The following is a 25,928-nucleotide window of genomic DNA, read 5'->3' as shown; positions in this document are numbered from 1 at the left end:
CGGACTTTACGCGCTAGCGTTCTTCTTGCTTCTCAAACTTGTCAATACAGATGTCATTCTTTGACGAACATCCACATTGACAAGCTCACTTTCGACCTATACATTCAAGTGATATATCAACTCCTTCTTTTTCAATGTTCGCCAATTGGGAATTTTGCGTTCTCTTGCTAAAGGTCTTAGTTCTTGAACAGTCATTTTCGAGATTGGCTTAGTAGCTGTTTCTGCAATGATTTCAGGCTTTTGATCCTGTTCCCATACTTCTAGTTTTGGTGCGGATTTGGCTGAGGATAGAGCTAATGTTGTAGCTGGTAGCAATGTTACTGTAACCGTAAAAGTCTTTGCTGTGGTTACATCGGTTGGAGTCTGAGAAAGAAGGGACTGAGTGGTGGGTTCAGCACTTAGAAATGATAGTAGGGCATAGATTAGTGCGGTCAATAATCCCAGTAATGCGATCAGGCTCACTGTCACTAGAGCCTCGATGGCGATCGCGAAAATTGATGGTGTCTTCATGAGGTTTCCTAATAGTTATTATTTTTTTCAATACTTCTGTAGAACTGGTCTAGCAATCTTTGCTCATCCAATCGAATTGAAAGGCGATCGCTAGACTGATTTTTAGTTCAATGCTCTTACTGCGTTTTTTTTAGAAAAGATTTGGGGAAAGCTGTCATTCAGACTTTCCAGATGGTTCTCTACTACACGGCGGCAATGTCCTTGATCTGTGGTGTACGAATTCGTCGCGGCTTTGGCAAAGTATTCGGCGCTGGTCAACAATTCCATTACTCCCGATCCAATCTGAGAGAGTTGGTCTGGATATTTGGTGAGATATTCCCCTAGTTCTTGGACGCTTTCTCTTACGGATTCCAACAACAAATTTTGACATTGGATCGTTCGCTTTGTGCCATCGGAGAATGTCAAGATTTTTGTGCCATCAATTAAATCGGATATGGTTGCATTCATCGATTTAGCTAGGGCAATCAACTGTTTTGTGGTCTTCAAGCATCGTGCTTTCGATCCGAATATTTGTGCTTTTGTCTTGCCTGTCAGTGGATTTATGGCTACTTGCATAGGGTTGCTTTTCCTAGTTTGTCAATCGGTCACTGACTTCCAGCGTAAGCGCTCTTTATCTATATTGCTTTTGGCAATGTTATTATGAGTTGCAATCTAGTTAAATAAATAGAATGCTATGGCAGATCCTCTAACGGCTAGTGTATTGGTAGGTTTGGCAGTTCAAAAGTTTGTTGAGTCTGGTGCTGGTGAGCTAGCTAAGAAATTTACAACTGAGGCGATCGCTAAAATCCCCGAACTGTGGCAGCAAATTAAGAACAAGTTGCAGGGAAGATCGGCAAAGGTCGATGAGGCTTTGGTGAAGTTGGAATCGGGCGATCGCTCTGCTATTGATACCGTGACTAAAAATTTAGATGTGGTGTTGGATGATGAGCCAGAGTTTGCAAACGAACTCAAACTTTTAGCGCAGACGATTCAAGCTGGCAAGATTCAAGATAACAGTACGATGACTCAGAATAATTCTGATAATGCTAGAGGTTGGCAAACTAAGGTTGAGGGTGGTACGGCTTACATTGGCGAGATTCATATTCAGCATAGTCAAACTCCAAATTCCTAGTAAAAAAGCTTAGTTAAGGGCGATCGCTCATGTCAGATTTAATTATGCAACTATGTCAGCTAACGGCGGAAATCCTGCAAGATAATCCTCATGCGGATGTGGCTCGGTTGGTGGTACTTGTAAAGCAGGGTATTGATGCTAATTCACGGTTAGGTGAGGCAATTCAAGGCGATCGCCAATTGATTCAAATCAATGAAGGCAATGCTAAAGGATTTCAAACCTTGGTTACGGGTGGTATTGCCAATATTGGCATTCACCTAAATGATGTGAATCAAGAAACGTTACAAGAGGTTTTGCAGGAGGCATTAGGGGACTTACTAAAGTCACTGCAAAAGCAGATTCCTATTAACGTGCGAAATGGTTCGCCCAACTTTGTCGGGCGAGAGGAAGAACTTGCAGAAATTCATACAAAACTGCAAGCGGGTCAGGGTGTAATCGTCTGTGCGGTGGAGGGGATGGGCGGTGTCGGTAAGAGCGAACTTGCTCTGCAATATGCGACTCGCTATCAACAGGAATATGTGGCGCGGTATTGGTTGTCCTTGCGAGAGATGGGATTGGCTCAGGCAGTGTTGACTATGGCTAGTCCATATCTTGCCTTACCCGAATCAATGCAGGCGGCTAGCCTAGATGAACAAGCGGCATGGTATTGGCAAAATTGGCTACCGCAAGAGGGAAAAGTACTAGTCATTCTCGATGATGTCACCGATCTAAAAAGTATTCCCAAGCAAGCAAGACCATTATCGGAGCGGTTTCAGATATTGGTGACGACGCGCAAGCGTAAGCTCAGTCCGCAATTTTCCGAAATAACGCTGGGTGTAATTTCCGAGTCAGAGGCTTTGGAATTGCTAGGAAAAATGTTGGGTAAGCCACGGGTTGAGAAGGAACTTACTGCGGCAAAAGAAATTTGCGAATATTTAGGCTATTTGCCTTTGGGCGTAGAGTTGACAGGTAGATATTTACAGCTAGACGAAGATTTGCGGCTGAGCGACTATCGACAACAATTGACCATTGCTGATGAATCAATGGATATACAAGAAGATACTGGAATCAATGCACCGCGAGGTGTTATTGCAGCATTTGAACTGAGTTGGAAAGAGCTAAGTAGCAATGCTAGTAAAGTTGCGATGATGTTAGGACTGTTTGCACCTGCGGATATTGCATGGAGTTTGGTGGAAGAGGTTGCGCCGCAACTGAATTTTGACGCAAAGGATCTGCAAGAAGGGAGAAAACAACTCAATAATTTCTACTTAATCAAGGCGATCGATGATGAACGCACTCGGTTTGCAATACATTCTCTGACAAGACAGTTCTTGCAATGGAAACTCGCTCAAGAACCCGAAACAAATCGGTTGTTTCGTGAAGCATTTGTAAATAGTTTGCTTGCCCTAGCTAAACAGATACCCTCATCGCCAACGCGAGATCTGATTGCAAGGGTAGCTCCAGCTATTCTCCATTTGGATATGCTGAGTCGCGAAATGCTGGGTGATATTCCCAATCTTGAAGAAGATTTGTATTTGCCATTTGTAGGAATTGCGAGGTTTTATGAAGGACAAGGATTCTACGCACTTGCCGAAGATCCCAGTCAAAGATGTTTGAAAGTTACGCAAGAACTTTTAGGGGAGCGCCATCCCTATGTCGCCACCAGTATCCACAACCTCGCAGTTCTGTATCGTATGCAAGGGAGATATAAAGAAGCAGAACCACTGTTTAAACAAGCCATTGCACTAAGCCAAGAACTGTTAGGAGAGCGCCATCCCTCTGTCGCCGCCAGTCTCGGCAACCTCGCAATGCTGTATCGTTCGCAAGGGAGATATAAAGAAGCAGAACCACTGTTTAAACAAGCCCTTGCACTGAGCCAAGAACTGTTAGGAGAGCGCCATCCCGATGTCGCCACCGGTATCCACAACCTCGCAATGCTGTATCGTTCGCAAGGGAGATATAAAGAAGCAGAACCACTGTATAAACAAGCCATTGTACTGAAGCATGAACTGTTAGGAAAGCGCCATCCCGATGTCGCCGCCGGTATCAACAACCTCGCAATGCTGTACTCTTTGCAAAGGAGATATAAAGAAGCAGAACCACTGTATAAACTAGCCCTTACAATGATTAAAGAACTGTTAGGCGATCGCCATCCCGATGTCGCGACCAGTCTCAACAACCTCGCAGGGCTGTACGATTCGCAAGGAAGATATGAGGAAGCAGAACCACTGTATAAACAAGCCCTATCACTGAAGCAAGAACTGTTAGGCGATCGCCATCCCTCTGTCGCTGGAAGTTTGTTTAATCTAGCGATACTTCATCACAAGATGCAAAGACATTCCGAAGCGATGACTGAGATCCAGAGTGCCATTCAGATTTACGAGCAAACCCTCGGTATCGAGCATCCACATACCAAAGCCGCCATGAGTTGGCTACCATCGATTTGGGTAGCACTTAACAACAGCAACTATAGGAAAACGCTCTCCCAATATCGCGATCGCATCTCTCGCTTTTTATTAAGATTAATCCGTAGAAACGAGTAATCGCTTATCCTTGAGAAAGATTTTAGTTGTGAAATACAGTTAACGGCGATCGCTCATGTCAGATTTAATTACGCAACTATGTCAGCTAACGGCGGAAATCCTGCAAGATAATCCTCATGCGGATGTGGCACGGTTAGTGGGACTGGTGAAGCAGGGCATTGATGCTAATTCACATTTGGGTGAGGCAATTCAAGGCGATCGCCAATTGATTCAAATCAATGAAGGCAATGCTAAAGGATTTCAAACCTTGGTTACGGGTGGTATTGCCAATATTGGCATTCACCTAAATGATGTGAATCGGGAAACGTTACAAGAGGTTTTACAGGAGGCTTTAGGAGCCTTACTAAAGTCACTGCAAAAGCAGATTCCTAGCAACGTGAGGCAGGGTTCCAAAAACTTTGTGGGGCGAGAGGAAGAACTTGCAGAGATTCATTCAAAGTTGCAAGCGGGACAGGGTGTCATCGTCTGTGCGGTGGAGGGGATGGGCGGTGTCGGTAAGACGGAACTTGCGCTGCAATATGCGACTCGCTATCAACAGGAATATGTGGCGCGGTATTGGTTGTCATTGCGTGAGATAGGATTGGCTATGGCAGTGGTGACGATGGCTAGTCCTTATCTTGACTTACCCGAATCGATGAAGTCGGCTAGCCTAGATGAACAAGCAGCATGGTATTGGCAAAACTGGTTGCCTGAGACTGGCAAGTTATTGGTAATTCTTGATGATGTACCGAAGGCGGAGAGCATTCCTGATCTGGCGATGCCGATCGATCCGCGTGTGCGGGTATTGGTAACGACAAGAGAACGGGAATTGAATGTGGGTTTTGAGTCTGTGCCTCTGGATGTGCTGTCAGAGGAGAAAGCGCTGGAACTGTTAAGAAAAATAGTTGGCGCGGCAAAGGTAGATAAAGAACTTGTCACCGTCAAGGAGATTTGCAATACTCTGGGTTATTTGCCCTTGGGTCTAGAGTTAATCGGTGAATATCTGAGTAAAAATCGCTTTCTGACTTTTGCCAAGTTACAGGAAAGGTTAAATCTTGCCGATGAATCAATTGCACGGGAACGCAAGTATAGGTTTTATGCTCATCGTGGTGTGGAAGCAGCAATTCAACTGAGTTGGGATGATATCAGTGCTGGCTCTCAGAGAGTGGCGATGTTGTTAGGACTGTTTGCTCCTGTTGAGATTTTGTGGGAGTTGGTAGCTGAGATTGGAGCAAGTGCCAAAATTACGGAAGTAGAACTCAATGAGGCGAGAGGGCAGTTAGATAGTTTGCATTTAATTCAGCCAATTGATGAAGAATGCGAATTTTATAAAATTCATACGTTAGTCCGCGAGTTCTTTCGTGCCAAGTTATTAAATGCTGAAGAAAATCATCAGTTTCGGCAAGCATTTGTAACCAGTTTGCTTACTATAGCTAAAGAGATACCCCAATCACCAACGCGAGATCTGATAGCAAGAGTATCTCCTGCTATTCCCCATTTAGATATACTGAGTCGTGAAATGCTAGGCGATATTCCAAGTCTTGAAGAAGACTTGTATTGGGCATTTACAGGAACTGCAAGGTTTTATGCAGGGCAAGGATTCTACGTACTGGCGGAAGATCCCTATCAAAGGTGTTTGAAAGCTACGCAAGAACTTTTAGGAGAGAACCATTCTGATATCGCTGGAAGCATTAACAACCTCGCATTGCTGTACTCTTCACAAGGAAGATATGAGGAAGCAGAACCACTGTTGAAACAAGCTCTATCACTGATGCAAGAGCTATTAGGAAAGCGCCATCCCGATGTCGCGAATAGTATGAACAACCTTGCATTGCTGTATTCTTCGCAAGGAAGATATGAGGAAGCAGAACTACTGTATAAACAAGCCCTATCACTGATGCAAGACCTATTAGGAGAACGCCATCCCGATGTCGCGAACGGTATGAATAACCTTGCAATGCTGTACGATTGGCAAGGAAGATATGCAGAAGCGGAACCACTATATAAACAAGCTCTATCATTGATGCAAGAACTATTAGGAGAGCGCCATCCCGATGTCGCGACTAATATCAACAACCTCGCAATGCTGTATTCTTCTCAAGGAAGATATGAGGAAGCAGAACCACTATTGAAACAAGCCCTATCATTGATGCAAGAACTTTTAGGAGAGTACCATCCCTCTGTCGCGACCAGTATGAACAACCTCGCAATGCTGTACTCTTCGCAAAGAAGATATGAGGAAGCAGAACCACTGTTGAAACAAGCCCTATCCATGAGGCAAGAACTTTTAGGAGAACGCCATCCTAATGTCGCGACCAGTATCAACAACCTTGCAGAATTGTATCGTTCGCAAGGAAGATATGAGGAAGCAGAACCACTGTTGAAACAAGCCCTATCCATGAGGCAAGAACTTTTAGGAGAGCGCCATCCTAATGTTGCGAACAGTATGAACAATCTTGCATTGTTGTACTCTTCGCAAGGAAGATATGAGGAAGCAAACCCACTGTTGAAACAAGCCCTATCCATGAGGCAAGAACTTTTAGGGGAAAACCATCCTAATGTCGCTCAAAGTTTGTTTAATCTAGCGGTGCTTTATCACAAGATGCAAAGATATTCCGAAGCAATGACTTCGATCCAGAGTGCCATTCATATTTACGAGCAAACTCTCGGTATCGAGCATTCACATACCAAAGATGCCATGAGTTGGCTACCGCCGATTCGGGCAGCACTTAACAGCAACCTCGATTTCTCAAACCAGAAATTGTGGTGAGGATTATTAGGTGATCGCTTCGTCACAGAATCCTCAGCACAGTAAAATTTACGGATGTGCGTAAATTTTAAAGCCTCCAATTGATCTACATTAAAGGTTAGTTAGACCCCTCACTACCTTTGCTCCTGTCTCCTCATTTGATTTTCAGCAATAACTTTAAGAGCGCGATCAACATTCTGAGCATCTTTCACCGTCACCTGACTCTGAGCAATTTCTAAACCTTTTTGCACCAGCAATGGTACATATTCGATATTTCCTTGCTTCAAGGCTTTTGTATCTAAGGTCAACGTATCTGTAGACTGCTCCCACGTTGCCCTATATTTACCATCATTCCCTTTGCGCTCAAATACAAGATTCCCATTTTGAGATCCCACATATTCGCTCGGAGTAGCCAATACTTCTCGCCACTGCGATGCAATGTGCTGACTCAGTAACTGACCATCTTTAGACATCGCTTGCTGTGATTTTTCGGATATGCTCTCACCTGCAATGATTTCTTGGATACGATCTACATATTTCTCGCTCTTACCCAGATATTGAGCAGTTTCTCTCCATGCTTCTAGTTTCTGAATATCAGCAACAATGGAATTTGTGGCTCTCTCTACGATCGGAAACGGCACTATCTTACCATCGACAAAATCTCCCAATGGCTGAAAGTGCATTCCCCATGTATTGCTATGTCCTTGAAATGTCAGTAATTCCTTAGCTCCATGCTTTTCCATACCCACCCATTGTTTTTGATATTCCCCATCAGTCAACATTTCCTGTGAGATTTTGTACTGCTTTCCCACTTGAAAGGCAACTTTCTGCTCTCCTGCATAGGCGATCGCGATATCTCCTTCCTTAAAGTTATAGGCAGCATAGGGTTCAAATCGCCGTGTAGTGTGAGATCTCCCATGTCCGCGCATTGCTTCAATACAAGTATCCACGGGCAATCGATTCACTTCTCCATGCATCTTCAGGGGATAAACCATCTGGATCGGTTTACCGATTATTTCTACTGGTTTTTCTGGCTTTTCGCTTTGGATAGAAGTGACAATACTAACTTCAGGAATTGCTTTGTCTTGATTCTCAGATTGGATTTCTAGGCGATCGCTGGTCTGAGGTATAGCTGGAATCGGAGTTGATGTAATTGCTTCACGATCTCTAACTGGATCGTATCGCACTCCCATCGCGGCGAGATTTTTCCAAGTTAATTCTACTAAACTAGCCTTGACTGCTTGCCCTTCATAAAGATAGGTAATTCCATTAATCCTCCCACCAGATTGCACTTGAGCTTTAATACCAACCTGTTCGGCGGCTAGCCTTTCCACAAATTCGGTCATGGTCGGTTGGTTCTCAGATGCTTGAGCGATCGCTTGTTTCAGTGCAGGAATAATTGCATCAAGATTGACCGCTTGCTTTACTCGCTCTGGTGACAGTCCATGCCATATTTCAGGCAGCTTCAGGGAATTTGGATCGAGTACGATGTCAGCATCTTTCTTAGTCGCCGAAAAGTTAATATTTGCTATAAACTGCGTACCGATTGGCATATAGGCTGCGTCGCTGTGCAGTACACCCATATTTTTCCAGCGATCGCCTTCTTGTACCTGTAGCACCCGCTTATCATAAATGGGACTGTCGGAGTTAGATTCTATGCCCAGTCTGCATACTGTACCTTCATCTTGCTGCCATTGTTTATCTTTCAGTTCATTGGTTTCATACTGCAAGCCAATGATTTTGATTTTATCAACCCGTAGTTCTTGCAGTCGCGTGGTCACCACCTCAGTAAACATTTTGCCCGCGATCGCTCGGTTATTGTTGTGCCACAGCGCCGAGGCTCTAGTTTCTCTCTCTGGTTCTGGAATCTCATCACGCTGCACTTCTAAATACTTTTCTGCATCAGCAAACTTGTCATCTATATCATTTCTGGATATTCCTAATTTGAACTCAAGTTTTAGATTCGCGAACATTTTGCCCGTTTCTAGGGTTTTGCCATAGGCTTCAATGGATGCTGGCGAGATCAGTCCAATGTCCACCTTATTTTCTCGATCGATAATCGCGACAGCTTTGTATGGATATAGCTTTTCGGTTTTCCAATCTTTGTTTTTGGCAACCTGAATATCGACACTAGCTCCTATCCTTGCCATTTCCCATATTGGTGAGTCACCATCGGGATTAGTGCTAATCAGGCTGACAATTTCAATTTTGTTGCCTTTAGCAGATGTGGCGGTTAGGGCAATGCCTTCTTCATGTTCTAATCTACTGCGACTGGAGACTGCATCCGAGATAAGGGCGTTGTATTGGGTTGATATGCTCTTAGCCCATTCAGTCTGAGCAGGTGTATGGCTGTCTTTAGGAAAAATATGGTCAAAGCGGTTGTAGTTGCGATCGCCTATCAGACTATATTCTTGATAAATCTGGTTGGCTTGCTCTACCATCCATCCGACAGGATCTTGAGTATTGGTCTTGATGCCCTCAGCACCAATGTAGGCATAGGTATTGTCTTTGCCTTTAATCCATTCTACTTCTTTGTATTTGGCTACTTTCTGACAGAATTGATATTCATCTTCATTGACTTTTCTGGCACTTTTGGGTGTGTCAACAGCGCGTTGCAAGTTCACCGCCGCCAGACTTTCTAGATGCCAAATCAGTCTCTCTGTCTGCGTTAAACCTGTTGCTACAGTTTTTTCTCTTTCAGGCTCAGGTAGTTTTGATATGGCAGTAGAAGTCTCGCTGATTTCTACTATCTTGTCTCTCCATTCTTCATTGAGAATGCGAAAGGGTTTCTTGATGTCATTATCTTCAGCAAGTAATTTTTTGAAATGTGTACCAATGTTCTGCAAATATGCCGATTTTTCAACATCAGGAAGATACTGGGTTTCCCACCGTAAAGCTTCTAGCCGCATTCCTAAATTGGCAACTCGACCTGTGGGATTGTCAGCAGCATTGACGGCGGCGCTGGCAAGATTGACAAATCCATGTTCTAGATCGCGGGGAATCTTCTTTTCTTTTTCGACTTGAATAGGTTTGTTCTCTGGCAGATTTTTATCGATGATTTCTTGGATTAGGGTTGGATACTGCTCAATGATTTTCTGGGAACTGGCTTCCTGTATAGGGGTTAGTTGACTAGGAATTATGCCCACGCGATCGCCGTCAAAGTCGATTACTAACCGTTTCGCATCGTTGGGATTGAGGTAGCAGACTCCTCTCTGCATATAGGCTTCAGGATCTAATTCACGCAAAACTGTAAGGTTATTCGTAAATACGTCAAAGTTGGCAGCATTGGCGACAGGACTGCGATAGATGGCAACTTCAGATCCATCGGGTAATCCAGTGAAACTGACTTCGCCTTCTTGCAGTTGGTTGTGTGGTTGGGCGATCGCGCTAGGAACATACAACCCTCCTGTGGCGACTTCCTGCCATTCGCTTTGGAGAAATTCTCGCAAGCGTTTAGCGATATCTTCCATTTCTAATACTTGGCAATGACCACCATCAACTAGGTCGGCTTTGAGGATGTCATACAGCCAATCTTGATATTGTTCATTTACTGATGGGTTGTCTGGCTGTTCAAAGTTATTAGCTTTCGTGTTTTCTTGAATGCTCAAACCTAGTTCTAAAGCTAGTTCTGGCTCAATGATTTGATAAATGTTATCGCGCTCTACGGTTTCTTCTTGCCTTTGCTGTTGGCGCTTTTCATGGCGCTCTATATATAGTTGCGCTACCTTGCGTGGGTCGGATTGGGCTTCGGCTAGGAGTTCGGCTTTAATTTTGAGCTTGGGCAATACATCCGTTTGGACTCCTTCGGGGAAGAAGACTAGAGCCTGGGTTCCCAGTTTTTGTTCAGTGAATTTAGCATCTTCTTTTCTTGCCCAGAATAGGCTGACTTCGTGAATACCTGTAGTCGTGGTTTTGTTGTCGCCTTTGATGCTTGATTTGGCAATTATTCCATCGACTTCTAAAGCTTGACATAGCAGGCTAGACCGACATGTACCTTTGAAAACACCTTGCCATTCGGGTACTCCCGCCCGAAATTGGAATGGACGGTCTGGCTCGGCTTGCAGTTGGTTAGCGAGATCTGGGGAGATCAGACTATAGCAATCACCAAGTTTGCTGGCGATCGCTCCCATTGCTTTATCACTTAGGGTGATTCCATTACTGAGAATGATGGGCTGCTGTCCCCAATCAGCAGTATATGTTCCTGTGGCTGGGTCTTGGCTTAGGGTTTCATCATCAATAATCAGGATTCTGGCGCTTTCTTTGTAGATTGATGTTTTGGCTTCGGATACGGGGATACTTCCATATGCGACAGCATCACTATGATTGGTGAAGATTTCTTGGCTGACTTTTTCGGCAATGGCGCGATCGCCAAAGTAGGCGCTTCGACCATTGGCAAGGATCATGTGCAATCCCTGCTCTTGCAGTCGTTCTATGTCTCGGTCAGTGATGCCATCGTACATTTTACCGACAGCAAGTTTGCTGGGTTCTACGGTGCTACCAATCTTCAGTTCGAGGTAAGTATGCTCGACTGTTTTTGGTGGTATTGGTAGCTCTTGCCCTGTTTTCAGGTCAATTTGTCTAAATTTCATAGCATCGGTTCATAGTTAATCTGCTCTCTCTAAAAGTCAAAGTCGATTTCTGATTCTTGTGGATTTGGTGTAGTTTCGGGTAATTTAGGCTCTGCTACTTTTTCCTTCGTCGGTTTTGGTACAGCGTTTTCGTCATACAGGGAATATCTTGATTCATAGCGTCCGATGTCGTCAAAACTGGCTAGTCCTTCGCTCAGTAGTTCTTCGTAGGTATAGCCTGAATTAATCATTGCGCTAATATTTGTTCTCATTGATGTCTCTCCAAATTTATTTGTACGGAATTACAGTTCTTTAGTCAAACGGCTCTAAAATATCGGTTTCAGAGATTTCTCTCTTGTCAATATTATAGTGACTGGAAATAGGAATTTCTTTACTCGCGAACAATCGCTAGATTTTTTGTCAGATTCTTTACGATATATTAGATCGGCTTTGGATTTTTTCTGGATTTAATTTCATCTTCTATGCCTCTATCGCCTATAAATTCTTCTGATTTGTCCGACATTCGCTTGATTGCTTCCGATGTTGATGGCACTCTTACCCAAAATGGAAAATTCTCTTCTGATTTCATCTCGACTCTTCTGAATTTACAATCAGCAGGAATTAAAGTCCTATTGGTGACTGGTCGCTCGGCGGGTTGGGTCAGTGCTTTGGTGAATTATTTACCTGTCGAAGGGGCGATCGCGGAAAATGGAGGGATATTTTTACAGCCAAATGGAACCCAAGATTTGCTTTCTTCGGTTCCCAATTTATCTAGACATCGTATTCTTCTAGAAAATACTTTCCATCACGTTAAGCAGCTATTTCCGAATCTTCATCCTTCTGCTGATAATCAGTTCCGTATCACTGATTGGACTTTTGATGTCAATGATTTATCAACCGATGATATTCAATCTATCTCTTCCCAATGTCAACAAATGGGTTGGAGTTTCACGTACAGCAATGTTCAATGTCATATCAAACCAATCCATCAAGATAAAGCTACTGGTTTATCTTCGGTGTTAAGCAACCATTTTCCTGAACTCAATTCTCAGCAAGTGCTAACCGTTGGCGATAGTCCCAATGATGAAGCGATGTTTGATCCTGCTTTATTTCCCATCTCGGTCGGTGTGGCAAATGTTCGCCATTATCAAGACAAAATGCTGCATTTACCCAAGTACGTTACTCAGGCTTCTGAGTTTGTTGGCTTCCAAGAGTTAGCCCAGCTATTGCTCAAAAATAGTGTCATAGATGACAGTATGTAAGCGAGACAAACCTATTCAGACTGATATCTATAAAATTTTGATCTTTTTTTGATCTTTTATAGATCAGATCTAGAGCGATCGCTGTATGCTTAGATTGCAGTTTTTTATCTACAGGAGATTACTTAACCCGTTTTCCCCTTCAAACACAAAAAAGCCAGTGACTTCCACCTCACCAGCTTTCTTGTAAACCCGAAGGCTTTTAAATTTAATATCCAGGAATGGACAGATGTTGCTTACGACGGCAATTTTGTTCAGCGCTTTCTTATATCTTAACGCAAGATATAAGTTTAGCAACAGTTTTTGCTGCGAATTTTTAAAAATTTTGCAAAAAGCAATTATTGATTATCGAACTGAATTCAAAAAGTCTGTTTATTTCCTGATTGAAATCGCTACAAACCTTACAATCAGGACAATTTAGATGTTTTTAAAGTCACAAGACTTGTTGGAGGAGATCTATCTAAAGATCGTCCTTAACAAGCTTATCGGAGGTCAAAAATAATGATCTCCCTAAATAACCAGTATTCTTCCCGAAAGTTTTCACCAACTAAATCAAATAATCCTTGTCCGATCTGCGATGACATCACAGGTAAATGTCGAACTGCTTCGGACAATCAAGATTTTGTTCTGTGTATGACCCATCCCAGTGATGCCGATCTGCCTGATTGGAAATATCTGGGTGAAACTAATGGCGGTTACTTTGCGGGTAAGTATGTCCGCAAGCGTCTTGAGTCTGAATTAGACCGCCAAGAGCGTCGCACTAAAAATTTAAGGCTGCGGCTGGCTCAACAAAAAGCGAAGCGGGATGGTTTGGCGAAGTTGCCTGATACGACTCAACGCGATCGCCTTTATCAAAATTATTTACAGAAACTCGATTTAGATAGTTTAGATAGAGCCGATTTAGTTAGCCGTGGCTTGTCTGAGTTCGAGATTAAGTATTTAGGTGCTAAATCAACTAATTCTGGCTATATTCTGCCAATTAAGAATCCATTGGGTCAGATTCTCGGTTTTCAAATCCGTTTGCGCGATGCCGATTCTGGGCGCTATCGTTGGCATAAGCCTTTTGGCATCTCGGCTCAACAACAAAATGGAGAGTTACCCCTTGCTTTTCAAGGTGATATTCAGGACGATCATCAGCGTGTGGTTTTGGTTGAGGGTACTGGTGTTAAGCCTTATCTTGCTTCTAAACTGCGTGGTTGTGTGGCGATCGGGGCTTCGGGTGGTCAGTTTGTGGCTAGTAAAGAAACTTTACAAAGTTACTTTGATGCGATTGGGGCTAAACCTGAGTTGACTCGTTTGGAATATGCGATCGATGCAGGGGATATTGCTAACTCATCAGTAATGCGCCGCCATGAGAAAAATCTCGATTTTCTGGCTGAGCTAGATTTTGCGGTGGATATTCTTTGGTGGGGTCAGTTTGCCAAAACTGATGATGACATTGATGAGTTATCTAGTAGGGAAGGGATTCAGCTTTTGACGGTTGAACAGTTTTTTCAAATTGCTAATTATCAACCCAAAACGAAACTGTCTCCTCTTCAATGGTTATCAGATAAGCTTTTCCCTAAATCTAAGTCGAAAAGTGATGTTAAGCGATCGCCTGATACTGCACCTGACTATGAATATGCATCAGGGGAAAGATTAACATCTTGGCAAAATTCTCTGCGATCTCACAAACACGTCCTCGATGCTTCGGCAACTGGTACTGGCAAAAGTCATGATGCTGGTTCGCTACGTCCTGAGATGTTTGGTGATGGCATCGAGAAAATTATCTATATATATGGTGACTCTCGTAATGTCTCCACGACAACTTTGCAAGATTGGCAATTATTGCCTGCGCGTCACAATGGCTTGACGAACAAGAAAGGTAAACTCCGCCTTGCCCAACAGGGAGAAGCTCTTACCACCAGAGCTAATTGCTCTCGTACAGGGGCGATCGCTGCTCTAAAGAAAAAAGGGATCTCTGATACTCAGATTATTTGTGAGACTTGCCCTTTACTCAAGGCTTGTCGTGGTAGTTCGGGTGATGGGTTTGGATTTCGACATGAACGGGCGATCGCTTTTAACTCCAAGATTTTGCGCTCCCATCCCATGAGTTTGCCAAATCCCGACCAGTATGATTACTCGAAAACTTTGCTGATATGGGAGGAAGTATCGGAAAGTTTATCCATGATGCGCCAAATTTCGGTTGATGCGGATGATGTTGACAAGGTGATCGCTAAAATCTCCCGCACTAATTTAGAAAATAAACATCAAATTATTGATCTACTCAATAAGCTGCATGATTTATTAGCCGACAAGTCTAAGTATGGTTTGAATTTTCAAAAAATTAAGACAGAGCTTCTTGAGCTTATTTCTGAAGTTGGCGATCTTACTTTGCTCGCTGATGTACTTCAACCTGATTTATCAATTCTAGATACGGTTAATGGCATTGCTGATTCTGAGTTTGAGCAGGTTAAGGGCAAAGACAAACGGGAACTGTCACGGCTAAATGCTTTGCTCAAGCAAGAGACTACTCTTGGTTTTACGGAAATTGAGCAGATGGTTAACCGTGATGTTTTGAAGCAATGGCTCCCTGAATTTCTAGATATTCTGGTTGGCAAGATTCAACATGGCGCTCTACATATTCATCGCGGCAAGCTGACTGTCTCTCTCCTTGATGCTCGTCTGCGGGACATTGCCCAGCGATCGGCGGCGAATCTTTATCTGGATGCCACGATTAATGTTGCTGACTTAAAGATGCGGTTGGCTGCCGATGTCCATCTGGTTAAGCAATCAGGGATTTTACCGATGCCTACGATTTTTCAAGTGACAGATATCGGACGCATGACCATGCAGCGTGGTGCTGAACAACAAAGAAAGGCGGAGGCGATCGCTACTCATCTTAAAACTATTGATCCTTCGACAATGGTGATTGACTTTAAGAAGTTTGCGGACAATGCCGATGGGATTTGGTTCCGTGATTCTCGCGGCTCTAATGATTTTGCGACAGCGAAAACTTTTGTGGTGACGGGTACGCCTTGTCCGAATATTGCGGCTCTTAAATCTGAGTATGCAGTGTTAACGGGTTTACATCCTGATGAGGATGACCCTGCTTTTGCTGAGTTTGTCGATCGCCGTATCTTGGCTAATGTCCAGCAATGTTTTGGGCGCAAGTCGGGACATCGCTTTCAGGATGGCGACCAGATTTATTTCTTGGCTGATTTTGATTTGGGGCAGATTCCCCATACCAAAATTGTCGCCAGTGACATTACACCTGAGGCGATGAGTAAATTAGAAATTCTCAAGTCTCAGATTACACAACTTGTCCAAGATGCCTTGGCTAAGGGTATTGATTTACTGTCTATGTCCCAAAGACAAAAAGCTGATTGGCTGGGGATTAAGTGGGGTCAGTTCAGGCGCAATTTTGAGTGGATCGATCCGCTATTAAATTTCCTTTATAGCAATACGATCCAAAATTTAACTGAAAATATTGATCTAGTGAATACGCGATCGCTTGATTCAAATGATCAAGACCTAGTTGAGTTTTGGTCTGGGGCTACAGAAAAACTCCTAGCTGATAATGCATCGATTCAATCAACTCTGGCGGGAATTATCGAGTTCTTTAATTCTTATATTCCGCAATATTTACATCATTTTGTCGTTGCTAAGCTCTCGCTCATAGCGCATAATCGATTGTTTTCAACACTAGCTACGTTTATTCCTTAGTATTTGTCAGGAAATATATCATTAATACAAATTTTCTCTTGATAGTAGAGAAATACTGCCTGTCTAATCATTGTCTTTGTCTTCTATTTATCTTGAATCAATAATCAAGTTTCAATAATCAAGATAAATTGTTCTGCTTTTGCCTCAATATCTTCCAGTGGGAGCCTAAAGAAATCAAAGATTTGACTATTCCTTGAATTATTTGGCTCTTTGTAATTTCTCTCTTTATTTTCGTGTCTTCTTAATTGATGACACGACATAGTGATGCGTCATCAATTAGGAAGACAGACTTAAAACGGTTGAGTAGTTTGACCGAAAAACTCGTAGTCTTTTTTTCGCCTACTTTTTTCTATTCTGCAACGACTGATTAGCCTTATCCCCTAGTTTAATTGATGACATGCCATAGGCTAGTCGTTTATCCTACTTATCAAGAATATTGATTAAAGACTCAATATTCTTGATTATTTAAACTTGAATTAAAACCTTGATCAGATTTGAGGCTATCAATTTTTTAGTATCTAATTGGCAGCTTTCAAGGCTATTTACACAGAATTTTTTACAGGCTCTATTTTTTGCTTCACTGCCTGAGTATGGCATTGAACTTGTCAAGAATATTGAAACTGTAATCTAGAATCAAGTTTCAATATTCTTGATTCTAGGGATTTCTCAGGTTAGAGCTTTTAACCCATGATCATCAATTACTCAAAATGGGTTTGTTTATTGTGAATTGAGTCCGCGCTTAATGCATGAATTATTTTCAATCTTTAAGTGTTTATTCCTTGAGCAAATTACTAATCAAGAAAAGAATCTTGTTTCAAGAGTCATTAATCAAGATTCTTGAAACAAGATTCTTTTCTTGTACAAATCTAGCAATTGCTATTTGCTGAAGCAAATTATCTTCTGCTTGTCAAAAAAGTAAGATTTGCTAGCTAGTTGTTGCAAGCGATCAAAGCCATTGAATGAAGTTGCGAGCGCAAACTAACTGCAACACTATTCTCCAAGAATCTATTAATTATCTTGAAACTTGATTCTTGATTCAAGTTTCAAAAGAGTTGAACGTAGTTCTTCTTCAGTCTGGATGTCCTCCCAGTTGATCGGCATTGCTCGAAATAATTCTAGAGCAGCTTGAACCCATACTTCCTTAGCAATCTTCTGCCCATGCTTGCGTTTACCTTGTTTTAGCAAATTATCAAGCCAGTCATTTAATTCGAGTGATAGCCTGAGATTAATCTTTTCTTTTTCACCATCAATCAAGAATGATGATTCTTGATTGATAGTTATTGATTCTTGATTCTTGATTAAAGATTCTTCTTCAGGTTCGGTCTTACTAAAGATCCCTTGAGCTAGTGGATTATTACCTAATGCCGATCGCTTTACTGCCATTTTATTACCTCATCAACTAATTCTCGATACGCTTTTGCTCCTGTCCCACTGGCATCGTATTCAAAAATAGATAGCCCATGACTAGGAGCCTCTCGCAATTTAACCGTTTCAGGAATCACAGCTTTAAACATGCGATCGCCAAAGTGGTTATGTAAGGATTGCTGCACTTCTTTGCTCAAGTTGTTGCGTCCATCAAACCGAGTTGCTAGAGCGCCAGCGATCTGAATTGGATGTTCTAGAGAGTCTCGTATTAATGAAAGAGCGCGTTCGATTCCTTTGATGCCCAGTAAGCCGAGGTAGCTCATGTCTACGGGAATAATTACACCTTCCGCAGCCATGAGTGCATTGATTGTAAATACGCCAATGTTTGGCGGACAGTCAATCAGGATAAAGTCATATTGCGCTTCGACCGAGGCGATCGCTTTCCTCAGCAACAACTCTCTGCCTGGGAGTCCTGAAATAGGAATTTCTTCTTCGGCAAGGAGGATGTTGGAAGGCGCTACATCGACACCTGAATTAGTCTTAACAATAATTTCAGATAACTTAGCATGACGCTGAAGAACATCCTTTAACTGTTTTTGCAGTTGCCATATTTCAATACCTAATGCTGCCCCAGCATTTCCTTGCGAGTCAATGTCTATAATCAAAACTCGTTTTTGGTGAAACTTAACTAACCCTACGGCTAGGTTATAGGCAGTTGTTGACTTGCCTACTCCACCTTTCATGTTGAAGACAGATAGCTTGATAGCCATTATTGATCTTGGTGAAAGTTCAGAAGTCATAATATAGAATCTTTAATAAAGAGTCAAGATTCTTGAAAAGAGTAATCAAGATTATTGATTGCTCTTTTCAAGAATCTTGACTCTTTTTCTGTCTGTGAGTAACTTAACTCCGAATAATTTGTTGGGTACTATGCACTGCTGTAATCAAGATGTTTGCTGCGCGATCAATTTCTGCATCGGTTGTGAATTTGCCGATGCTAATTCGTAAGGCTCCTTCAATAAGATGTGTGGGTAGGTTAATGGCTTGTAAAACATGAGAAGCAGCTTCAATACCTGATGAACAGGCTGAGCCTGTAGCGATCGCCAGTTGATCGCGAATTCTGGAAATGATCGCTTTATTGAGAATATTTGGGACGGAAATATGTAGGTTTCCCGCCAGTCGGTTAAGGAGATCACCATTGATTGTTAGATCGGGAATACTTTCTAGTAATAAAGATTGGAGGCGATCACGTTTAGCCGCAATTACTAGTTCGTCGGCTAACATTTCTTGCTGACGCAAGCGGCAAGCTTCACCCAGACCAGCAATACCTGAGACGTTGAGCGTCCCTGCTCTGATACCTTTTTGCTGTCCACCACCATAAATTAATGGTTGAAGATGATAGCCTTTACGCAAAATTAATGCGCCAATACCTTTAGGGGCATACATTTTATGTCCTGATAGTGCCAAGTAGGTAATGCCCCAATCGCGAAAGTTAATAGGGATTTTGCCAACGGCTTGGGTAGCATCACAAAGAAAGGGCAGGTTATAACGTTGGGCGATCGCGCCAATTTCTGGCATTGGGTAAATAGTGCCGATCTCATTATTGGCTGCCATCACACAAATTAAATCTATGCCTTGAGAGCAATTTGTTTCTAAATGTTCGAGGTCTAGTCTGCCTTGGCGATCGACTTTTAAAAGGATCATCTCTGCAATTCCCTTCTTGACTAGGGCATCACAAGTATCAAGAACAGCTTTGTGTTCTATGGGTAATACTGCAATTTTTAGCTTATGGGGGCTAGGTGATTTTTGGGTTAATCCTTGCAGCACGAGATTAATGCTTTCAGTCGCACCCGATGTAAAAATTACTTCTCTAGGTAAGGCTCCGACTAAATCAGCGACTTGTTTGGCGGATTGTTTGACAGCGAGATCGGCTTTGTCTCCATAGGTATGGTCAATACTGCTGGCATTGCCAAATTCTGTCAGTATATATTCCATGACTACGGAAGCGACACGCGGATCAACGGGTGTGGTGGCGTGGTAATCAAGATAAATGGGGCGATCGCTGTTAACACATTTAGATGAATTCATTGCACTTCAGCATAAATAGTTTTGCCATTTTGCTTGAACTCATCGTCAAGGTGATATAGCTGATCGCGCACAATTTGCCGTAAACGAATCGCAGGCTCTAGACAATCTCTTTGGTAATCGATTAGGGTTAATTCGAGATGGGGATAGAGAATTTTTAAGAAGCCTGAAGCCGATCGCTGAATGGCTTGTTGATCTCGAATAGTTGTATTTTTGTCAAAACTAGTATGTTGACTGACGTAAGAAGCAAAACGATTATCACGACGTAGGGCAAGAAGCGCTTCGCCAAAAAAGTCTGTTTTTAAACCAACTTGAGTGGCGATCGCCTCAGTTTTGAATTTGGGAATTTCCCAACCAGGCAGAATACCTGCGAAGCGATCAAGTAGCGCCGTTTCTGAGAAGAATTTCGGTAGATCTTGCAATAAGTTAAACTCATTGCGAGGTCGTAATTGCTCATCAAGTTCAATGTTAGCAAGCATCACTAGTGAGCAGTCACTAGAAATATCCGCAAACCCTGAACGATTGTAACGCCCACTTGCGAGGTAGTTTTTTAAAGGACCAATAATTTCATCGGGATTCTCAAACGTGAGGCTTTGAACCTCATCTAGCACAACTACATCATGGCGACCAAGCAGTCCAATCTCTCTATTTTTGCCATTGATAAATAAACGCGCAGGCGTAACTTTTCCACCACTAATTAGCGCTACTTTATTACTAATATTCTCAAAAATAAAGCTTTTCCCAGTCCCTTTGGGCGCTAATTCCATGATGTGATAATTGGATTCAACTAGAGGTAACAATCTAGCTAGTACCCAACTTTTGGCAGTAGTACTATAGGCAGCTAATTCGGGATTAAATCCCATGGAGCAGAATATTAGATCTTGCCATTGCTCGGTTGTGAACTGCGATCGCGCTTTGGCATATTCGGTTAAGTTAATTTCAGAACACTGGAAAGGGTCAAAGTCAATCACTTCGACAATGCCATCCGATTGCATGGATAGAGATATTTTCCCCCATAGTCCTTGTCTCAACAGGTTTTCATAACGTTCTACTAAGTCAACGCCGATGCGACATTCTTCAATATTTAGTGAAGGAATTGTAGCAAAGGGTTCAGGGATGCGATCTCCTTTATTTTCTAGTCGGACTCGTACTTGCATGAGGGCAATGATCTTTAAGACTTCACCTTGAGTAAGCTTGAAATTGAGGACATGGCGATCATCTTTACGCGGGAAAGCTTTGCGAACGAAGTTATTAATTTTTTCAATATCGGCTATGCCTAACTCGGCATTACCTTGAATAATTTTATCAATGAGCCATTCTGCTACAAAGCTAGGTACTCCAGCATTTTTAAGTCCACTAGAATTAAAGCGCCGCTTGTCAATACAGAGATCTCCAAATACGTTGCGGACAAGCTCATTCGGATAACTAGAGTTAGAGACATTATAGGAACTCATCTAGACCTCCAGCGAAACCACTATTAAACATCTGTTCGATCTCAATAAATGTATCTTTGGGTAAAGCTATTCTTTCTGACTCAGTATCTGTAAAGTTATAGCGCAATTCTCCTGTTAATTGATATTTACAGTTACTTCCATTTTGAGTGTTAAGAGGTAATTCGGGAAAAGTAATTTCGATATGATAAGTATCCTTGCGTCCGCCGCCTAATTTACGCGCAATAGTTTTGCCATAAAGCAATGTGGGCAATTCATGAATATATAAAACCAGATTGCAAATAGCAATAGAATTGAGTCGGTTATCAACGGTAATCGATAGTTTGCTGGTTTGTTTTGCTTTACCTTTACCAGATAGATTAATTACTATCGGTTTTCTTTCTATAGATTGGGATAGAACGGAAACACCAACAATAGCTTCTTCGGGGAAAAGTCCACCATGTAAACCAATGCCCATGCCCCGAGATGTTTTTTGAAAAGTGCTGAAGCAAGACCCATTTTTAGGAACACTAATATCTTCGGGAAGTCCGAAAGCTTTAGCACTTAAGACAAAGCAGCGTAGATCTTCTGTACGCCCGATCGCGATTCTACCTGAGCCATTAACATCAAGCGGTGGGTTTGGTAGTAGAGGTACTTCCCCCATTAGTTGTCCGTGGTCGCTGGCTATCACGACTTTTAAGCTCTCTGGTTGTGGATGTTGTTGAATGCAGTAATGTATTTGATCAGCCAGTTTGCGTAATGTAGCAGGGCGATCGCTTTGGTAAAGACTATCCCAATCTCTAGATTCATGGTAGAGATGATCGAGTTGCTCAGTATCCCAACAAAAAAGCGAATGTTTCGCTTTGCGTAAATCATCATAAAGTACACTCGTGCGACCATCAGTATAGCGATCGCCTATGCCCATTTGCGGAAAAGCTTGTGCCATTTCTGGCGACCAATCGGAGCGATCGCAGGGTAATTGTGTGTAAAGACTCCATTTTGCATATTCTGTTTTTGTTGGCAAGATACTAATGCGTGGTGATAACTCTGTCTCTAGTTTTAATTTGTTTTGTGATGAGTTACTTTCAGTTAAATATTGTAGTAATTCCTGATGATCTAGCCATCCTAAACCATCAATGACTACCCATAACACAGGGTTATGTTTGGCTAGTTGAGTTACTAGATGGGCTGTACTGTAGTTGAGAGGTGATTCGGCAACAGATTGAGTCTTGAGATTGGGATATTGCTGATATAGCCAATGGGCAAAACTTTCGCCGAGGCGATCGCTTTCCCTTTCATTGATAGATTTCTTAGCAACTGTTAGCTCCCACTGTCTGAATGGTAGATACTTCTCTGTTACCCAATTAATTGCCTCATTGACAGATACATTCAGATCAAGTGCTTGTGGTAAATCTGGAGGTAATAGATTTAAGAGCTTATGACGCTGTGAAACTGAATAGGGTAAACGATGAATACGATCGCTTACAATTAGTTCAGGATGTTTAATAGATAAATCATAGGCTAAGTTGATAATCTGTTGAATATTTGGTAAATCGGGAGAAATTGTATCTAAAATCTTGCCTTCAGATTCAAGAATTTTTTGCTGCCAATGATTATTTAATTCTTTGGCTAATGAATCAGGAATACTGAAAGGAAACTCCCCTAAGTCTTTTGCTAAGTTGCTGGAAGAATCTAGACCAATCCACTTACGCAATAGTTCTTGTTTATCATCTATTGCATAGGCAGCAGCTAGTTGAGAATCGTGAATTGTTTGAGTAATAACCTGCTGCCAGTATTGTTCAAAGGGCTGAAAATTATCATGTATATCGATTAATAGCCATTGAGCAAGGTGATTGATGCTTGGTGCATCAGTCCAAATTTGATGATTTTCTGTAATATCGGCTAGAAGTTCGATAATTGGATCGGCTTTGGGTTTAGTTACTTGGTAATGTCTAAGGCGATCGCATAAGGAATATAGATAGTTTTCTAGAGATGGCGATTGCCATTGAGTTAAGTCAATGGAATCACCAAGGAGTGCTTGTAAATAAATGATTGGCTCTTGCTTTTCGTCGGCGATGGTGTGAGATAACTCGTGCAACTCTAACCATTTGCGCGTGAGATTACAGAGATAATGACCAGAAATCCAATAATGCTGAGGGTCTTCTAGTTCTTTAATGTGAAAGTACTGCAACCATTCTAATTCTGTAGAGATGATTCGATAGCCGTTAGGAACTTGATAGCTATCGGTCGGATCGAGGGTAACGGTGAATTTGTCTGGTGTTTGATGGGGTAAAGTAATTGGGTTTTGACGGCTCGAAAAAAAGTTTTTGGCATCGATGATGGGACTTGTGTGTGATATTAGTTGAGTTTTGGGAGTTTCTGCTCTAATTTCAATCTTTTCTGGGGAGAGAATACTAGTTGGTAATTGTTCAAAACATTGCTCTAAAGCTTCTAGAAATTCATTGCTAGATTTAAAGCGATCGCCTCTTTTGGGAGCAATTGCCTTGTTAAGTAAGATGGTCAATCTCTCAGGAATATTTACAGCTAAACCTAGAGTGTCAGGATGGATAGGCAAATGGTTGTGTGCAGGAAATCCTCCATCAAAAGGATAATGCCCTGTTAAACATTCGTAAAAGGTAATACCAAGAGCGTAGAGATCTCGATCAATTTTTGCTTCTAGTGATGCTGAGTCCTGAAAGTTAAAGTCAGGAGGCAAATAGCGCTGAGTCCCTGCACTAGTGGGAGATTCATTCTGTTCTGATGCGGCAATATTAAAATCAATAATCTTAACGCAGATCTCTTGATTCTTAATATTATCAATGTTAGTAATCAAGAGATTAGAAGGCTTAATATCTTGGTGATAGATACCATTGCTATGCAGGTGTTTAAGCCCTATGGCGGTTTGCTTAGCGATCGCAATTGCTTGCTCTTGACTGATATCTATCTCTGACATAAAACTAGTTAAATCTTTCCCTTCTACATAGTCAAAGACAATAAAAGGTGTTTCATCAGCTAGTTGTCCTGCATTACGAACCTTAACGATATGAGGATACTCAGGCAAGTTTCGCAGGATTTTATATTCCTGCTTAGCACGGTCATACAGAGAATAGCGATCTCGCAGGACAAGTTTAAGCACTTCGTAAACTTCAGCCGTAGTTTCCCATACTTTGTAGGTAACGCAAAAGCTGCCGACCTTTCCCAACTTTTCTTTGACTAAATATTGATTATTGATTAAATAATCTTGAGGTAAATTAGCAAGATCGATGGCTTCGCTAGTTGCTATTGGTGTTAGGGCTTGTCTAGCTGCATCAGCACTAGCAAATCGTTCTTGAGGATTTTTAGCACAAATTTTTTGTAGCCATTTATCAAAGCTAATCGGAAGTTCTGGATTAAGTTGCGAAGGTGCTTCTAGATAACAAAGAGAACGTGATTGTAATTCTTGGACATTCTCGAATAGTTTCTTCCCTGTAAAGACATAATAGAAGATTGCACCGATGGAAAATAAATCAGACGCAATGCTTGCCTTTGCTGGATCTTGCTGACATTCAGGGGGTTGATATTTGTAGTCAATGCTGTCAATGATTTCATCGGCAATCGTGTGAGTGCGATCGCGATTGCGGGCATACTCAAAGCCTGTGATGATTGCTTGCCCTTTATTATGGGTAATGAGAATACAGTCTGGTGATAGATTGCGATGAATAATTTCATGTTCATGGACATATTCTATTGCACCTAATATTTGATTAAGAAGATCAAATTTTTGTGCAGTGGATAGTAAGGGTATAGCTTGGCTTAATGGGCGACCTTTAATCTCGTCAAGCACAAGAATAAAGCGATCTTTATCTTCTGTCTCAAAAAAATCCCTGATTTTTTGAATATTGGGATGGTCAATTTGACTCAGTGCCGCAAATGTTGTGAGAATTCTCTTTTTATCTGGGTCTGGATTTTCTGGATCGGGATATGGCTCCGCTAAATATATTTTTAATCTTGCAGTTCGAGTGGATATTAAACTATGTCTAGCATGGTATTCTTCGAGGCGATCGCTACTACTCAACTTCTGCTCTAACTGCCAATCACGATAGAATGTTGGCGCAGATTTAGGTTGTGTTTTCCCTCTAATAGCTTTCTCAATAGCACTAGAATAGGTGTGAATATCTTGGAGGCGATGGTCAGGAATTAGATGAGAACTTTTGAAGAATTCTACACTTTCTCTTAAGTAAGTGATGCTATCTTCATCCTTACCGTTATGGTCAGTAATTGTTGTTTCTAGTGACGTAATTAAAACGACAGCTTGAACATGGATTTTTTTAAGTGTATGGCTTTGAGCTTTGTTAGAGTCGCTAATTAAAGACGAGACAACTTTAGCATGTTGACGTAATTTAGCCAGAGGAGATGTAAAGGGTTCTCTATTCTCTGGATACCATTTATCATAAATATCAATATGCCCAACAATATTTTTGATGTCCACCACAAAGACGCATTGCGGCGCAATAATTGCTAGGTCAATCTCATAGATTTCTTTACCTTGTTTGATTTCAAAATTGCTAAAAATAGTAAATGTTTCAGGCAGCTTACTTTTAAGAAATTTGATTGCATTATCCTCAAATTCATTGGCTACCTGACCAATGGCGATATGTCTAGCCAT

Annotated in this window: 14 protein-coding genes; 5 read left to right on the top strand and 9 right to left on the bottom strand. The window is 41.9% G+C overall.

The window, feature by feature from the left end; translation table 11 throughout:
* Window positions 1–96 precede the first annotated feature (96 nt).
* Both HC246_RS24945 and HC246_RS24940 read right to left on the bottom strand, forming a co-directional pair.
* Window positions 97–510, bottom strand: a complete 414-nt coding sequence (locus HC246_RS24945; protein WP_169366126.1) for a Rho termination factor N-terminal domain-containing protein — start codon at window positions 508–510, stop codon at window positions 97–99.
* 102 nt (window positions 511–612) lie between these two features.
* A complete protein-coding gene (locus HC246_RS24940) occupies window positions 613–1,065 on the bottom strand; it encodes a hypothetical protein (RefSeq protein WP_169366125.1) in 453 nt (150 codons plus the stop codon).
* A gap of 118 nt (window positions 1,066–1,183) precedes the next feature.
* Here HC246_RS24940 and HC246_RS24935 point away from each other — a divergent pair, with 118 nt between their 5' ends.
* The 3 genes from HC246_RS24935 to HC246_RS24925 are packed head-to-tail and all read left to right on the top strand — an operon-like array spanning window position 1,184 to window position 6,892.
* Window positions 1,184–1,621 (top strand): hypothetical protein, encoded by a 438-nt coding sequence (locus tag HC246_RS24935; protein ID WP_169366124.1) that lies wholly within the window; start codon window positions 1,184–1,186, stop codon window positions 1,619–1,621.
* Between the two features lie 29 nt (window positions 1,622–1,650).
* The gene (locus HC246_RS24930) at window positions 1,651–4,143 is read left to right on the top strand and encodes a tetratricopeptide repeat protein (protein WP_211167955.1); all 2,493 of its coding nucleotides are present in this window, start codon (window positions 1,651–1,653) and stop codon (window positions 4,141–4,143) included.
* A 55-nt stretch (window positions 4,144–4,198) separates the two neighbouring features.
* Window positions 4,199–6,892, top strand: a complete 2,694-nt coding sequence (locus HC246_RS24925) for a tetratricopeptide repeat protein (RefSeq protein WP_169366123.1) — start codon at window positions 4,199–4,201, stop codon at window positions 6,890–6,892.
* A gap of 113 nt (window positions 6,893–7,005) precedes the next feature.
* Here the strand turns inward: HC246_RS24925 and HC246_RS26155 are convergent, their stop codons facing one another.
* Both HC246_RS26155 and HC246_RS24915 read right to left on the bottom strand, forming a co-directional pair.
* A complete protein-coding gene (locus tag HC246_RS26155; protein WP_225903115.1) occupies window positions 7,006–11,460 on the bottom strand; it encodes a hypothetical protein in 4,455 nt (1,484 codons plus the stop codon).
* Window positions 11,461–11,489: 29 nt separating this feature from the next.
* Window positions 11,490–11,711: a hypothetical protein gene (locus HC246_RS24915; RefSeq protein ID WP_169366122.1), complete on the bottom strand. Its 222-nt coding sequence runs from the start codon at window positions 11,709–11,711 to the stop codon at window positions 11,490–11,492.
* 210 nt (window positions 11,712–11,921) lie between these two features.
* Here HC246_RS24915 and HC246_RS24910 point away from each other — a divergent pair, with 210 nt between their 5' ends.
* Window positions 11,922–12,701: an HAD family hydrolase gene (locus HC246_RS24910; RefSeq protein WP_169366121.1), complete on the top strand. Its 780-nt coding sequence runs from the start codon at window positions 11,922–11,924 to the stop codon at window positions 12,699–12,701.
* Between the two features lie 498 nt (window positions 12,702–13,199).
* Window positions 13,200–16,403 carry a hypothetical protein gene (locus tag HC246_RS24905; protein WP_169366120.1) on the top strand — a complete coding sequence of 1,068 codons (3,204 nt, stop codon included), beginning with the start codon at window positions 13,200–13,202 and terminating at the stop codon, window positions 16,401–16,403.
* Between the two features lie 1,008 nt (window positions 16,404–17,411).
* Here HC246_RS24905 and HC246_RS24900 read toward each other — a convergent pair.
* The 5 genes from HC246_RS24900 to mads6 form a co-directional block, all read right to left on the bottom strand.
* Window positions 17,412–17,786, bottom strand: a complete 375-nt coding sequence (locus HC246_RS24900) for a hypothetical protein (RefSeq protein WP_169366119.1) — start codon at window positions 17,784–17,786, stop codon at window positions 17,412–17,414.
* Window positions 17,777–18,538 carry a ParA family protein gene (locus HC246_RS24895; RefSeq protein WP_263972582.1) on the bottom strand — a complete coding sequence of 254 codons (762 nt, stop codon included), beginning with the start codon at window positions 18,536–18,538 and terminating at the stop codon, window positions 17,777–17,779. The genes HC246_RS24900 and HC246_RS24895 overlap by 10 nt, the downstream gene beginning before the upstream one ends.
* Before the next feature lie 133 nt (window positions 18,539–18,671).
* Window positions 18,672–19,856 (bottom strand): cysteine desulfurase family protein, encoded by a 1,185-nt coding sequence (locus HC246_RS24890; RefSeq protein WP_169366117.1) that lies wholly within the window; start codon window positions 19,854–19,856, stop codon window positions 18,672–18,674.
* Window positions 19,853–21,307: a BREX system Lon protease-like protein BrxL gene (gene brxL, locus HC246_RS24885; protein WP_169366116.1), complete on the bottom strand. Its 1,455-nt coding sequence runs from the start codon at window positions 21,305–21,307 to the stop codon at window positions 19,853–19,855. The genes HC246_RS24890 and brxL overlap by 4 nt, the downstream gene beginning before the upstream one ends.
* Window positions 21,294–25,928 carry a methylation-associated defense system protein kinase MAD6 gene (gene mads6 / locus HC246_RS24880; RefSeq protein WP_169366115.1) on the bottom strand — a complete coding sequence of 1,545 codons (4,635 nt, stop codon included), beginning with the start codon at window positions 25,926–25,928 and terminating at the stop codon, window positions 21,294–21,296. The genes brxL and mads6 overlap by 14 nt, the downstream gene beginning before the upstream one ends.

It is taken from the genome of Pseudanabaena yagii GIHE-NHR1, from assembly GCF_012863495.1.
In the GTDB taxonomy this organism is placed as follows: Bacteria; Cyanobacteriota; Cyanobacteriia; order Pseudanabaenales; family Pseudanabaenaceae; genus Pseudanabaena; species Pseudanabaena yagii.
This window is presented reverse-complemented; position numbering and strand designations above follow the sequence as displayed.

Coding starts and splice junctions, on each gene's coding strand:
- HC246_RS24945 (WP_169366126.1), bottom strand. CDS start 510: ATGAAGACACCATCAATTTTCGCGATCGCCATCGAGGCTCTAGTGACA.
- HC246_RS24940 (WP_169366125.1), bottom strand. CDS start 1,065: ATGCAAGTAGCCATAAATCCACTGACAGGCAAGACAAAAGCACAAATA.
- HC246_RS24935 (WP_169366124.1), top strand. CDS start 1,184: ATGGCAGATCCTCTAACGGCTAGTGTATTGGTAGGTTTGGCAGTTCAA.
- HC246_RS24930 (WP_211167955.1), top strand. CDS start 1,651: ATGTCAGATTTAATTATGCAACTATGTCAGCTAACGGCGGAAATCCTG.
- HC246_RS24925 (WP_169366123.1), top strand. CDS start 4,199: ATGTCAGATTTAATTACGCAACTATGTCAGCTAACGGCGGAAATCCTG.
- HC246_RS26155 (WP_225903115.1), bottom strand. CDS start 11,460: ATGAAATTTAGACAAATTGACCTGAAAACAGGGCAAGAGCTACCAATA.
- HC246_RS24915 (WP_169366122.1), bottom strand. CDS start 11,711: ATGAGAACAAATATTAGCGCAATGATTAATTCAGGCTATACCTACGAA.
- HC246_RS24910 (WP_169366121.1), top strand. CDS start 11,922: ATGCCTCTATCGCCTATAAATTCTTCTGATTTGTCCGACATTCGCTTG.
- HC246_RS24905 (WP_169366120.1), top strand. CDS start 13,200: ATGATCTCCCTAAATAACCAGTATTCTTCCCGAAAGTTTTCACCAACT.
- HC246_RS24900 (WP_169366119.1), bottom strand. CDS start 17,786: ATGGCAGTAAAGCGATCGGCATTAGGTAATAATCCACTAGCTCAAGGG.
- HC246_RS24895 (WP_263972582.1), bottom strand. CDS start 18,538: ATGGCTATCAAGCTATCTGTCTTCAACATGAAAGGTGGAGTAGGCAAG.
- HC246_RS24890 (WP_169366117.1), bottom strand. CDS start 19,856: ATGAATTCATCTAAATGTGTTAACAGCGATCGCCCCATTTATCTTGAT.
- brxL (WP_169366116.1), bottom strand. CDS start 21,307: ATGAGTTCCTATAATGTCTCTAACTCTAGTTATCCGAATGAGCTTGTC.
- mads6 (WP_169366115.1), bottom strand. CDS start 25,928: ATGGCTAGACATATCGCCATTGGTCAGGTAGCCAATGAATTTGAGGAT.